The sequence below is a fragment of the Lactovum miscens genome, assembly GCF_014202895.1.
In the GTDB taxonomy this organism is placed as follows: Bacteria; Bacillota; Bacilli; order Lactobacillales; family Streptococcaceae; genus Lactovum; species Lactovum miscens.
Window position 1 is genome coordinate 1 of sequence record NZ_JACHHV010000035.1, and the last position, 13,888, is coordinate 13,888.

12 protein-coding genes, 1 tRNA gene and 1 rRNA gene are annotated in these 13,888 nt (G+C 37.6%); 13 read left to right on the top strand and 1 reads right to left on the bottom strand.

The features are described from left to right. Together rrf and HNQ37_RS07510 are read left to right on the top strand one after the other, a co-directional pair. Positions 1-86: ribosomal RNA gene (rrf, locus tag HNQ37_RS08755) — 5S ribosomal RNA — on the top strand; the annotation flags it as partial. A gap of 59 nt (positions 87-145) precedes the next feature. After that, a tRNA-Glu gene (locus tag HNQ37_RS07510) sits at positions 146-217 on the top strand. 518 nt (positions 218-735) lie between these two features. Here HNQ37_RS07510 and HNQ37_RS07515 read toward each other — a convergent pair. After that, a complete protein-coding gene (locus HNQ37_RS07515; RefSeq protein WP_183540887.1) occupies positions 736-1,992 on the bottom strand; it encodes a serine hydrolase in 1,257 nt (418 codons plus the stop codon). Between the two features lie 142 nt (positions 1,993-2,134). On the opposite strand from HNQ37_RS07515, the gene HNQ37_RS07520 reads away from it, so the two are divergent. The 11 genes from HNQ37_RS07520 to deoD all read left to right on the top strand — a co-directional run bounded on the left by HNQ37_RS07520 (position 2,135) and on the right by deoD (position 13,755). Beyond that, positions 2,135-3,358, top strand: a complete 1,224-nt coding sequence (locus HNQ37_RS07520) for a serine hydrolase (protein WP_183540890.1) — start codon at positions 2,135-2,137, stop codon at positions 3,356-3,358. A 39-nt stretch (positions 3,359-3,397) separates the two neighbouring features. Continuing rightward, on the top strand, positions 3,398-4,315 hold the full coding sequence (locus tag HNQ37_RS07525; RefSeq protein ID WP_183540891.1) for a metallophosphoesterase family protein: 918 nt from the start codon (positions 3,398-3,400) through the stop codon (positions 4,313-4,315). 130 nt (positions 4,316-4,445) lie between these two features. Next, positions 4,446-5,717 carry a pyrimidine-nucleoside phosphorylase gene (locus HNQ37_RS07530; RefSeq protein WP_183540910.1) on the top strand — a complete coding sequence of 424 codons (1,272 nt, stop codon included), beginning with the start codon at positions 4,446-4,448 and terminating at the stop codon, positions 5,715-5,717. Positions 5,718-5,748: 31 nt separating this feature from the next. After that, a complete protein-coding gene (gene deoC / locus HNQ37_RS07535; RefSeq protein ID WP_183540894.1) occupies positions 5,749-6,435 on the top strand; it encodes a deoxyribose-phosphate aldolase in 687 nt (228 codons plus the stop codon). After that, the gene (locus HNQ37_RS07540) at positions 6,435-6,839 is read left to right on the top strand and encodes a cytidine deaminase (protein WP_183540895.1); all 405 of its coding nucleotides are present in this window, start codon (positions 6,435-6,437) and stop codon (positions 6,837-6,839) included. Before deoC ends, HNQ37_RS07540 begins: the two co-directional genes overlap by 1 nt. Before the next feature lie 106 nt (positions 6,840-6,945). After that, a complete protein-coding gene (locus HNQ37_RS07545) occupies positions 6,946-8,007 on the top strand; it encodes a BMP family lipoprotein (RefSeq protein ID WP_183540897.1) in 1,062 nt (353 codons plus the stop codon). A gap of 135 nt (positions 8,008-8,142) precedes the next feature. Further along, complete coding sequence (locus HNQ37_RS07550) at positions 8,143-9,669, top strand: ABC transporter ATP-binding protein (RefSeq protein WP_183540899.1); 1,527 nt, start codon at positions 8,143-8,145, stop codon at positions 9,667-9,669. Next, complete coding sequence (locus HNQ37_RS07555) at positions 9,656-10,729, top strand: ABC transporter permease (protein WP_183540901.1); 1,074 nt, start codon at positions 9,656-9,658, stop codon at positions 10,727-10,729. Before HNQ37_RS07550 ends, HNQ37_RS07555 begins: the two co-directional genes overlap by 14 nt. Beyond that, positions 10,729-11,676, top strand: a complete 948-nt coding sequence (locus HNQ37_RS07560; RefSeq protein WP_183540903.1) for an ABC transporter permease — start codon at positions 10,729-10,731, stop codon at positions 11,674-11,676. Before HNQ37_RS07555 ends, HNQ37_RS07560 begins: the two co-directional genes overlap by 1 nt. An 85-nt stretch (positions 11,677-11,761) precedes the next feature. Beyond that, entirely contained in the window at positions 11,762-12,976 is a 1,215-nt protein-coding gene (locus HNQ37_RS07565; protein WP_183540905.1) for a phosphopentomutase, read from the top strand. Positions 12,977-13,050: 74 nt separating this feature from the next. Further along, entirely contained in the window at positions 13,051-13,755 is a 705-nt protein-coding gene (gene deoD / locus HNQ37_RS07570; protein ID WP_183540908.1) for a purine-nucleoside phosphorylase, read from the top strand. Positions 13,756-13,888: the final 133 nt, after the last annotated feature.

The window sequence follows — 13,888 nt, forward strand, 5'->3', positions numbered from 1 at the left end:
GTATCCATGTCGAACACAGTAGTTAAGCCTCACCGCGCCGGAAGTAGTTGGGGGTTGCCCCCTGTGAGATAAGGGCGTTCCCAAGCGAATGTTTTTTTTTATCTTTTTGAAGGGTGAGGAAGGGGTCACTTTTCAGCAAGTTTCAGGTCCATTGGTCAAGCGGTTAAGACACTGGTTTCTCAGACCAGTAACGAGGGTTCAACTCCCTCATGGACTAGAAGAGAGTTCTTGCGCCTTTGAGGGGCGTTTTTTTGTGCGCTGTTTCGCCGGTCGTGTTGTGGGGGCTCAGACTCAATTGTTTTAACTTTTTTGGAATGAAACAAGCCCAAGAACTAACAAAAAAAGTACATGAGAAGATAAGTGTAAAACAAGGAGGCGTGGAACTATCAAAATTTATTATAGTATGCAAATAGTAAAGTTTATCCGTTTTGAGTTGTGAGGGTAGTGTTTAAAAAACTTGGGATCCTATTACTTTATTTATGGAGGCATTTACAATTTCCACATCAAAAGATTCCGTAGAGCATAAGCTTTTGATGTGGAATGTGACGTAAGACACGTCCAATAATAAAATTTTTTATTTGTTTTCCCCCTTAGTTCATTTCACTATATTTTTATTACTAGCTTATTCTAATTATTAATTACCCCACATAAGATGGTAATTAATAATTAAAAAAAGGACCAGAAGTAAAAATTCAAGCCCATTGTTGTTATATGAGTATATTTTGCTAAGAAGTATTAGAAATTTTCATTAATAAATTTTATGAAGTGATTCCATCCTACAGCAATTGGATTTGCTTGATAGACTGCACTAGTTGTAACAAGGGCTATGTTGTGACCGCTGAAACCATTTAGATAACCTAATTTATTATTTGATTGGATAGTAATTGAAGCAATTGCTTGTCCTTTTTTCAAGGGCGCTTGGATACCATTTTTATCAATGTTGATTTTTAGAGTATATTTGTTATCGGCTGTATCTGACAGAATGCTAACTTCGTTTGTTGGGACAACGTCAGCGTATTCTTCTTTTCCGTCAATTATTTTCACTTTCTCAGCATTTTTAATTGCTATTCCAGCGGGTGTGATTTCATAATAATTCCAGGTATTAAACATTTCATTTAATAAGGACTTTGTATCGGTAAAAATGGCATTTGTCGAATTATCTTCGCTAGGTGAAAGAATGACAGTCACTAGGCGGAGATTGTTTTGGTCTGCAGTGGCTATGAATCCAGTCGTAGAAGTTTTTAAACCATCAAGTCCAAGATAGGGATTTGATCCTTCAGAGAGCATAGAGTTTGTACTGTATATTGCCGTATTCGAAGAACCATTTGCGTCAAAAATACTTTCATATTGGCTCGTAACCTTTAATACATCTGGAAAATCCTTAATAAAATGTACTGCAACAATCGCTAGATCGTCTGCCGACATAGTATTTTCAGAATCTTGAGTAGTCCCAGGATACCAGTTTGTTTCAGGGAGATCTGAATTAGCGAGACCAGTGGAATTCACCAGGTTTTCATCGGTTATTCCCCATTGCTTAAGTTGTTGCTTCATTTGATCAACGAATTTTGGCTCAGTCCCGCCTATTTTTTCAGCAAGAGCAATGCAGGTTGAATTTGATGAGTAAATCAATGTTGCATTTAGCAAATCTTGGACAGAAAAACTTTCACCCTCTGCAAGTGGTACATTTGCGACGGGACCTTGGGTAAGAGCATACGCATAAGTCGATATAGGAACTTGATCAGTCATTTTTAGTTTACCTTCGGCTATGTTTTTATACACCATATAGGCAGTAATAAGCTTAGTGAGCGATGAAATTTTTTGAGAACTGTCTTTGGAATTTTGAGAATAAAGGATTTTTCCACTATTCGCTTCTACGGCAATAGCAGATTTAGCATCCACCGAAAAACTAGTATCTGCATGAACCACAGTTAGTAGCTGAAAACACATTGAAATAAGAAAGACAACTACAAAAATTTTAAAGATATTTTTCATTAATATAATTATAACATAGGAAAATTAGATTTTATTTTAAGATGAAGGCTTGTGAAAGATAGGTAATCATGCTTTTTTGTTATAATTTTAACTAATGAAAAACTTAACGAAATTACTAATTTGTTTTTTTACAATTTTCCTAATGTTCCATGGCAGTGCAACTTCGGCTGATCTAAATAATACTTTTCAGTTAAAGGCAAATGCAGCAATTGCTGTTGATGCTAGTTCGGGTAAGATTTTATATGATCAATATGGCAGTAAACAAGGGCAAGGAATAGCATCAATCACAAAGTTGTTAACTGTTTATATGGTGTATAAAAATATTGCTGAAGGTAAATTGGAATGGAGCGATAAAGTTAAGCCATCGGATTATGCTTATAATCTAACTCAGGATCCAGCAGCAAGCAATATCCAGATGGTGAAAGGAGAAAGTTTTACTGTCCAAGACTTAGTGAATGCTTGTCTCCTTCCTTCAGCAAACTCTGCGGCAATCACTTTAGCAGAAAAAATAGGCGGGACTGAGCCAAAATTCGTTGATCAAATGAAGCAACAACTTAAGCAGTGGGGAATAACTGATGAAGTGTTGATAAACTCCTCAGGGTTAAATAATTCTGATCTTCCTCAAGCGTATTGGTATCCGGGAACAAGTCAAGACTCTGAGAATACTATGTCTGCTAAAGACGTAGCAACCATTGCTATCCACCTTATAAAAGACTTTCCGGATGTTTTAAACATAACAAATAAACCAGAAATAATTTTTGATAAAGGGGGGAATTCAGAAACTATGATGGAAAATACAGATTATATGTTACCGGGAAAGGCATATAGCTTTAGTGGAGTTGATGGTCTCAAAACTGGAACAACGGCTCTTGCAGGAACTTGTTTTGTTGCTACTGCCAATCAAAATGGATTCCGGGTAATTACTGTAGTTTTAGGGGCCGATGAAAGTGTTTATGGAGAGAATTCTCGTTTTACAGAAACACAAGCATTAATGGAAAATGTTTATAGTCATTGGAAAATTCAAACTCTAGTAACAAAGGGGCAGAGTATAAAAAAATATACTAAGATAAATATTACAGATGGAAAATCTAAAACGACAAATTTGGTTGCGGATGCAAATCTTTCAATTCCGGTTATAGATAATGAAACTCCAGGCTATCAGTTTAACAAAGTTAGTGAAAATCTCACAGCCCCAATAAAAAAAGGAGAGCAACTAACAAAAGTAACATTACTAGAAAATGATAGATTGGGTTACTTAAATGGCTTTCGAGAACCAGAATTCTCTCTAGTTGCACAAAAATCTGTTCAAAAAGAAAATTCAATTATTCTATTTTTCAAACATCTCATAAATAAGGCAAGTTCATAATTTTTCAAAAGAGTTCTTCTTTTTTGTTACAATAAAACAATGAGAAAACTTGTTATAAATATTTTTTTGGGTCTAGTGGGATTAACCATAATTCTATTGATAGCAATTGGTGTTACTATTTGGACATATAATTTACCTGACCAATCAGATAAAAGTCTCCCACCTGTTTCAACTGTTGCAAAGAAGCAAGTCATTAAAAAAATTAAAGTAGACAATTCAGCCAAAGATTTTCAAAGAAATTTTATGGTCTCAGATATCCACGGGCGTTTTGCAAGTCTTAAAAAAGCATTAAAGGATGTGCGGTTTACTAAATCCGATCGACTTTTTGTTTTGGGAGATACTATAGACAGAGGACCTGAAGGAATGCACGCTTTGCTTTATCTTCTTCATGATCTACCTAATGAAGGCTATCATGTCGTGGTTTTAACGGGAAATCACGAGGATATGTGGTTTCAAATAGCTTCCAATGGGAAAGATGATAGTGAACGTCAATCAAACCTAAACGGTCAAATTGATATCTATGAAGGTGCAGCACCAGACGGTTGGGAAGAATCAAGAACAGAATGGAATAAATTGACGGAGAATGAAAGGTCCTACTTGTTAAATGAAATGGCTAAAGGCTTTAATGAGCCAAGAATGCTTATTGTAAAAATCAATGGCAAGTGGTTTACGCTTTCTCACTCAGCAAATTTTACCAAGGGTTATAATAAGCAAAGCGTGAATGATCTTGAAAGGTATAATCAGATGCAAGATAACGATGATAAATTTCAACAAAGCATTGCTGAAAAGTTGGGAGTTCCCGAGAGTGACGTCCAGACAATGATCGGGCACATTGGAGGACTGAGGTTTGGCGTTCATCCTCATTATATTGATTTGGACAATACAAATACTATGAATTTTAAAGAAAGTCCTGAGGTGGAACTTTATCAAGTGGAAACAGGGCAAATGTATCACTAAATCTTAAGAACAGAAAAACAGAGGTACTTGTACAAGACTTATCTGCTATGGTATAATACGCTTACAAATGATAGAAAAATAAAATTTCAGTAAAGTTTCTGAAAAAGGAGAAAAAGTGTCGTCTTATAGAATGGTTGATTTAATCCAAAAAAAGCGTGATGGCAACAGCCTGGAAAAAACGGAAATTAATTGGATGATTGAGAACTATGTAAATGGAACCGTACCGGATTATCAAATGTCAGCTTTTGCTATGGCAACTTACTTCAAGGGGATGACAACTGAAGAAGTAGCAGATTTAACAATGGCAATGCTTGATTCAGGAAAACAAATTGATTTGTCAGATATTCCTGGGATTAAAGTGGATAAGCATTCTACGGGGGGTGTTGGAGATAAAGTCTCTATTATACTTGTACCACTCGTTGCAAGTTTTGGTATTCCTGTTGCAAAGATGTCAGGGCGAGGACTCGGACACACAGGTGGAACACTTGATAAATTAGAATCAATTCCAGGGTTTAAGGTTGAAAAAACAATAGATGAATTCAAAAAATTAGTGTCAGGTCATGGACTAGCAATCATTGGTCAATCAGATGATTTGGTAAAAGCTGATAAGCTACTTTATGCCTTACGTGATGTAACAGCCACAGTGGACCAAATTCCGTTAATTGCTAGTTCAATTATGTCAAAGAAAATAGCTTCTGGAGCAGATGCAATTCTCCTAGATGTGACTGTCGGATCAGGCGCGTTCATGAAAAATATAGATGAAGCGCGTAAACTAGCTCGAGTGATGGTTGACTTAGGGAATGCTGTAGGTCGCAGAACGATGGCCGTGATTACAAACATGAATCAGCCATTAGGGTATGCTATTGGAAATCGTAACGAAATCGCTGAAGCAGTTGAAGTATTAAAAGGTGGATCAACACTGGCCTTTCGTAAATATATAGCAGAACTTGCTCAAATGATGCTGCAATTAGCAGGTTTAGACAAGTCAATCGATGAGATTATGGCAAATTTCAGTAATGGAAAAGCTTATGGAAAGCTCTTGGAGTTGATAGAAATTCAAGGAGGTAATCCTTTAAACTTGACTGCGCCTTTGAATACAAAATTTCAAGTTGATGTCATTGCTGATAACCAAGGATATATTGAAGAAATGGGAGCACTTGATATTGGCCTTGTAGCCATGAAATTAGGGGCAGGACGGGCAACAAAAGCAGATAGTATTGACTTTGAAGCTGGAGTTAATCTCCACCAAAAGATTGGTGATTTAGTAAAAAAAGGTGATGCAATTGCGACACTTTACAGCAACCGAGAAATTTCCGATGATCTTATAAGTGAGTTTAAATCTGCTATTGTAATTGGAAAAGTCAAAAAAGATTATAAAGAAATTTTAGAAGTCATTAAATAATAAGTTTAAGAAGTGTAAGGGAGATAAACACATGCAACTTAATAAATACATTGATCACACCATTTTAAAGGCCGATGCATCAAAGCCAAAAATTGATCAAATTCTAATGGAAGCTAAGAAATATGACTTTATGTCTGTCTGCATCAACCCATTTTGGGTAAGCTATGCAAAATCAGAGCTTAGCGGAACGGATGTCAAAGTTTGTACAGTTATTGGCTTCCCTCTTGGAGCAAATACAAGTGCTATCAAAGTTTTTGAAGCAGAAAAAGCAATCGCTGATGGTGCAGATGAAATTGACATGGTTATTAATATTGGTGCAGCTAAGGATGGAGACTGGGCTTTAGTTGAATCAGATATAAAAGCAGTTAATGATGTAAAAGCAGGACACATTCTTAAGGTGATTATTGAAACATGTCTCTTGACGGATGAAGAAAAAGTTAAGACCTGTCAAGCAGCAGTTCGTGCTGGAGCTGACTTTGTTAAAACCTCTACAGGCTTTTCAACAGGTGGCGCGACAGTTGAGGATATTAAATTGATGCGTAAGACGGTTGGACCAGATTTAGGAGTTAAAGCCTCAGGTGGAGTTCGTTCGCTTGATGATGCTCTAGCAATGATTGAAGCAGGTGCAACACGACTAGGTACGTCAAATGGGATTCAAATAATGGAAGGCTTATCGCAATCTGAAGAAAAGCCTGGGTTAGTAGGAGAAACTTATTAATGTTCGATAAAGCAATTGCCAAATTGGCCAAGGAAGCTTCAATGCTTGCTTATACTCCCTATTCACATTTTCCAGTTGGTGCAGCCTTAGTTACTTCAGAGAAAGAGGTAATTCAAGGCTGTAACATTGAAAATGCCAGCTTTGGTTTATCTAATTGTGCAGAACGTACAGCTGTTTTTAAAGCAATCTCATCTGGCTATCGTAATTTTGATGCAATATACATCTATGGAGATACAAAAGAGCCGATTAGTCCTTGCGGAGCTTGTCGTCAAGTCTTAGCGGAGTTTTGTGAAGAAGAGATGCCAGTTTATCTTTTATCCAAAGATCTTGAGGTTAAGGAAACAACAATAGCGGGCCTTCTTCCCTATCATTTCAAACGCTCTAATTTAAGTACGAACGTTTGAAAAAATATAAAATAAACCGCTTTAATTCTGCTTGTAAATATTGCGTAAATAGGTTAAGATATCTTTAAGCTAAGCATTAGCAAAAAAAATTGGAGGTTGTTCTAGAATGAACATCAAAAAAATCATGGGTGCAGGAGTCATTGGGCTCGCTGCAGTCGCACTTCTCGCTGGTTGCCGCTCAAATTCGAGCTCTACATCTGCAGGTTCAAGCGCAAAAACTGATTTAAAGGTCGCAATTGTTACAGATACAGGTGGTATTAATGATCGTTCATTCAATCAATCAGCTTGGGAGGGTCTGCAAAAATGGGGTAAGGATAATGGCTTATCTGAAGGCAAGGGCTTCAAGTATTTCCAATCAAATTCAGCTTCTGACTATGTACCAAACTTTAATGCTGCGCAATCTGGTGGTTACAAATTAGTTTACGGTATTGGTTTCTCATTACAAGGTGCAACTGAAAGTGCAGCAAAGAACAATGCTGACACAAACTATGTAATTATTGATTCCGTAATTGAAGGACAAAAAAATGTTGCTTCAGCAACTTTCGCTGATGAACAAGGTGCTTATCTTGCAGGTGTAGCTGCAGCAAAGACAACAAAGACAAATAAGGTTGGATTCATCGGTGGTGAAGAATCTGCTATTATCACAGCTTTCCAAGTAGGATTCGAAAAGGGTGTAGCTTCTGTAAACCCAAGTATCAAAGTAGATGTACAATATGCTGGATCATTTACAGATGCTTCAAAAGGACAAGCTATTGCAACATCTATGTACAACAATGGTGATGACATCGTTTACCAATGTGCTGGCGGTGTAGGGGTAGGTGCCTTTACTGAAGCAAAAGCTTTGAACCAAACAAAGAATGAAGCAGACAAAGTTTGGTTAATTGGTGTTGATCAAGATCAAAAATATTTAGGTGATTACACTTCAAAAGATGGTAAGAAATCAAACTTCGTTCTTGTGTCTACTATCAAAGAAGTTGGTAAGGTTGTTGAAGATGTGTCAACTAAGACAGCAAAAGGAAATTTCCCTGGTGGACAAACATTGGTCTATAACCTTAAAAACAAAGGTGTAGATCTTGGACTTGACAATGCTTCAGCTGCTGCTAAAACAGCAGTAGCCACAGCTAAAGCAGATATCATTTCTGGCAAAATTACAGTTCCTAGTAAATAAGTAGGAAAAGTTAACGGGGCCTAGGGCCCCTTTTTTGTTTGAAATAGGCCCGTAAAAAATTTTTCTAAGGGCGATTGTGAAAGAACTTTATATAAAGATTTGATATAATAAAGAATAAAAAGGGGAAACGCTTTTATGTCTGAAAATGTAATCGAGATGCTTGATGTGACAAAGCGCTTCGGCGAATTTGTAGCCAATGATCATATCAATCTGGAGTTAAAAAAAGGGGAAATCCATGCTTTGCTTGGTGAGAACGGAGCAGGAAAATCTACCTTGATGAATATCCTATCGGGTCTTTTGGAACCAACCGAGGGTGAGATTTATGTCAATGGTAATTTGGAAAAAATTGATTCTCCCTCAAAAGCAGATGGTTTAGGGATTGGAATGGTCCATCAACACTTTATGTTAGTGGATGCTTTTACGGTCACTGAGAACATTATGCTTGGATCAGAAACGACAAAAGGAATCAGACTTGACCTCAAAACAGCTAAAGAAAAGATTATCGAATTGTCAGAAAAATATGGTTTAGCAGTTGAACCTGATTCAGTTATCCGAGATATTTCAGTGGGTCAGCAGCAACGTGTAGAAATTTTAAAGGTCCTTTATCGTGGTGCTGAAATTTTGATTTTTGATGAGCCAACAGCTGTTCTGACACCTGCAGAAATCCTAGAATTAATAGATATTTTGAAAAATCTGGTTAAAGAAGGAAAGTCAATCATACTAATTACCCATAAGTTAGATGAAATAAGGGCTGTTGCAGATCGAATAACTGTAATACGGCGAGGTAAATCGATCGAAACGGTTGAATTAGGAGATAAGTCGAATCAAGAATTGGCTGAAATGATGGTTGGTCATTCAGTATCGTTTAAGACTCAAAAAGGATTGGCCAATCCAGGAGAAGTGGTTCTTGATATTCAGGATATCTCAGTGAAAGAAAAGCGTGGCTCGTTGGCTGTTAAGGGGCTCTCTTTACAGGTACACGCAGGTGAAATTGTTGGCGTTGCTGGAATTGATGGCAATGGGCAAAGTGAGTTAATTCGAGCCTTGACGGGACTAGCCAAAGTTGATTCTGGTAAAGTTTTTCTAAAAGGAAAGGATATAACGAATCAAAGCCCTAGAAAGATTACAGAGAAAAAAGTTAGCCATGTACCAGAAGACCGTCACCGTGATGGACTCGTTCTTGATATGACTGTTGCTGAGAACTTTGCACTTCAAACCTATTATAAGGAGCCAATGAGTAAATTTGGCCTTTTAGATTATGGAAACATTAACAGTCAAGCACGTGAATTAATGGAAGAATTTGATGTTCGTGGTGCCAGTGAATTGGTTCTAGCTCGAGCTTTATCAGGTGGTAATCAACAGAAAGCCATTGTTGCGCGTGAAATACATCGAGATCCAGATTTGTTGATTGTTAGTCAGCCTACACGTGGTCTTGATGTAGGTGCAATTGAGTATATACATAAACGGTTAGTTCAGGCCCGTGATGAAGGTAGGGCAGTTTTAGTAGTAAGTTTTGAACTTGATGAGATTTTAGATATCTCAGATCGAATTGCAGTTATACATGATGGAAAAATTCAAGGGGAATTGAATCCTGAAAAAACGACGAAGCAAGAACTTGGTATTTTAATGGTCGGAGGAAAGATCGAAAATGAAGAAAATTAAATGGAAAAAAATTCTTGTTCCCATCTCCGCGGTATTCATGGGCTTTGTTCTTGGCGCAGTTGTAATGATCATTTCAGGTTATAATCCCATATTTGGTTATCAAGATTTATTTAATCAAGTCTTTGGAACAGCCCGTGGATTTGGTGAAATGGTACAGACAACAGGTCCTTTAATACTTGAAGCTTTGGCCTTTTCAGTAGCAATGAAGGCTGGTCTATTTAATATTGGGATGTCCGGTCAGGCGTTGGCTGGTTGGTTTGGTTCTATTTGGTTTGCCTTGAGCTTTCCAGATGTTCCAAGAGTTTTGTTAATTCCGTTAATGATTGTCGTAGGAATGTTTGCTGGAGCCATTGTGGGACTAATTCCAGGACTTTTAAAGGCATGGCTAGGTACATCTGAAGTAATTGTAACTATCATGATGAACTATGTGATTGTTTATCTCACGACCTTCCTACTTTATGATGTTATGTCAAAGAGTATCATTTCGTCGACGAGTAAAGACCAAACAATGCCAATAGGCGTAAATGCTAATTTTAAACTTGGATGGTTATCAAGTTTATCAAATAATTCAACTTTGAATATGGGGATTTTCTTTGCACTTATTGCTTTAGTTGTTATGGCCTTCGTCTTTAAAAAATCTACTTTTGGTTATGAGATTAAAGCAGTTGGTTTGAATCCGGATGCTTCAGAATACGCAGGTATTTCTTCAAAAAGGATAATTATCGTTTCAATGCTGATTGCTGGTGCTTTAGCAGGACTTGGAGGTGTAGTTTATGGCGCAAACTATCAAGGGGTAGGAAATTTTGTTTCTCAATCTGCTTCCCTTGATATAGGATTCAATGGCATGGCCGTTGCTTTGCTCGGAGAACTTAACCCAGTTGGAATTTTCTTTTCTGCAATTCTTTTTTCAATTTTGCAAACAGGTGGGCCGGGACTTAACTTTGACTCTATTCCAACGGAAATTACTTCGATAGTGATTGCATCAATTATTTTCTTTATTGCCATCAAGTTTGTCTTTGAACATCTCTACTCAAGAAAAAGCAAGAAGGAGGTTGCATAATGAATATTTTACAAAGTATTGTAGCTTCAACTTTGCTCTATTCTGCCCCATATATTTTTGCCAGTTTAGGAGGCACATTCTCTGAACGTGGTGGTATTGTCAATGTGGGTCTAGAAGGTATCATGATGATGGGGGCTTTCTCGGCTACCATGTTTGACTTGTTCTTCCATGTAAGCCTTGGAGCATTGACACCGTGGTTTGGAATCCTCTTTGGTGCATTAATTGGAATTGTGTTTTCACTTCTCCATGCTGTAGCGACAATAACCTTCCGGGCTGATCATATTGTATCAGGTACTGTTATTAACTTGATGGCACCCGCTTTATCAATTTTCCTTTTGAAGGCTTTTGATAATGGTCAAGGAAATGTCAATCTATTTCAAACAATGGGTTATTGGGATTTTCCTGGCCTATCTAAAATTCCTGTAATTGGTCAGATTTTCTTCACGCAAACTCGAATTATCGGTTTTGTTGCCATCCTTGTTGCGATTATTGCATGGTTTGTCATTTTTAAAACCCGATTTGGTCTTCGGTTGAGGGCTGTTGGTGAAAACCCACAAGCAGCTGATACACTAGGAATTAATGTGGTTGCCTATCGTTACAGTGGCGTTTTAATTTCCGGAATGCTTGGTGGTATTGGTGGAGCTGTTTATGCTGTAGCTTGTTCTGGCAACTTTAGTCCGACTACCATTGCTGGGCAAGGTTTCATCTCTATGGCTGCAATGATTTTTGGTAAGTGGAATCCAATTGGGGCCCTTTTAGCAAGTATCTTCTTTGGTTTCTCAACAATCTTGTCAATCAACTCGAGTATCATTCCTGGTATTAATCAAGTCCCTCAGCAATTCTTGCAAATGGCACCTTATGTGGTTACAATAGTTGTGCTCGCAATCTTTTTGGGTAAGGCAGTGGCACCAAAAGCTGATGGAGTAAACTATATTAAGTCTAAATAAATATTTTATAAAAAATTAGGGAAAGTGACTTTCACTTTTCCTTTTGCTTGATAAAATTAATTATAACTAACACAAGGAGAAAATTATGTCACATAAAAAATTTAGTCGCATACATATCATAGTAATGGATTCGGCTGGTATCGGTGAAGCACCAGATGCGAACCATTTCTTCAATCATGAGACCCCTGATATTGGTTCAAATACGATTGGTCATATTTCAGAGCAAGTTGGTCTTGAAGTTCCCAACTTTCAAAAAATGGGGCTGGGAAATATTGTACCTTTGAAAACAGTAGCGCCAACTGAATCACCATTGGGTTATACAACGAAGCTTGAAGAGGTATCAAATGGTAAAGATACTATGACGGGTCATTGGGAGATTATGGGATTGGACATTAAAAACCCATTCCCAGTATATCCAGATGGCTTTCCAGAAGAGCTTTTGAGTAAAATTGAAGAATTTTCTGGTCGTAAGATTATTCGTGAAGCAAATAAACCATATTCTGGGACTGCAGTTATTGATGATTTTGGTGAACGTCAAATCGAAACTGGCGAGTTAATTATTTATACATCGGCTGATCCCGTCTTGCAAATTGCTGCTAATGAAGAAGTGATTCCACTTGAAGAGCTTTATAAGATTTGTGAATATGCGCGTGAGATCACTAATGTCGGCTCAGAGTGGATGCTTGGGCGCATCATTGCACGACCATTTATAGGAAAAAAATCCGGAGAATTTGATCGTACGCCAAATCGTCGTGACTATGCACTTGAGCCCTTTGGAAAAACTGTGTTAAATCATCTTGATGATGCAGGCTATCTGGTTATTTCAGTTGGCAAGATTCATGATATTTATGAGGGGCAGGGAATCAATAAGGACATGGGGCACAACTTGAGTGATATGGATGGAGTTGACCGCATGCTTAAAGCCTTGGCTCTCCCTGAATTCGAAGAGGGTTTACTTTTTGTAAATTTGGTAGATTTTGATGCCAAATATGGTCACCGTCGTAACCCAGAAGGATACCGTGATGCAATTCAAGACCTTGATGAACGGCTCCCAGAGATTATGGCAGCGATGAAAGAGGATGATCTTCTTATAATTACGGCTGATCATGGAAACGACCCCACCTTTGTTGGAACTGATCATACACGTGAGTATATACCTATGGTTTCATACTCAAGGGCATTTAAAGAGCCTAAGCCTTTGCCAATTGGACACTTTGCTGACATCTCTGCAACAGTTGCAGAAAATTTTGATGTTTCTAAAGGTGATATCGGGGAAAGCTTCCTTGAGGCACTTGTTTAATTTATTAAGAAGGTTGACTCTGATGTCTTTTATATTTGTTAAGCGGGGAGTCTTCCACATAGAAAGGGTATTATATGCCAACACCACATATTGAAGCGCAACTCGGCGAAATTGCTGATAAAATCCTCCTTCCAGGTGATCCACTTCGTGCAAAATTCATTGCCGAAAATTTTCTTGAAAATGCCGTACAATTTAATAATGTTCGAGGAATGCTTGGCTTCACAGGAACCTATAAAGGTGAACGTGTTTCTGTGATGGGAACTGGTATGGGGATGCCATCTATTTCAATCTATGCAAGTGAGTTAATTGAAGTATATGGTGTGAAAAAATTAATTCGAGTAGGAACAGCAGGTTCAATTAACCCAGATGTTCACATTCGCGATTTGGTGATCGCTCAGGCAGCAGCAACAACCTCAGCAATTATTCGCCACGACTTTCCAACCTTTGATTTTCCAATGATTTCTGATTTTGATTTGCTTGATAAAGCTTTTCATATTGCGAAAAACTTGGGATTGAATTCTCATGTTGGTAATGTTTTATCATCAGACTTGTTCTATGGGGGACCGGATGGTGTAGAATTGGGTAAGTATGGAGTTATGGCAATTGAGATGGAAGCTGCAGCTCTGTTCTATCTTGGTGCAAAACACCATGTTCAAACACTGGCAATTATGACAATTTCAGATCATATTTTGACAGGAGAGTCAACAACTTCTGAAGAACGACAATTAACGTTTACAGACATGATGAAGGTTGGACTTGAAACTCTGATTGCAGATTAAACGATGAAAGCTTAAATATTATTTTAAAAAAATGCGGAATAAGTGTAAAATAATTGGCGGTAGCTCGAAAGAGCGATCGCTTTTTGATTTCAGAAAAAGGACAAAAAGAAAAAGAACCTTTAAAATTGAGTTT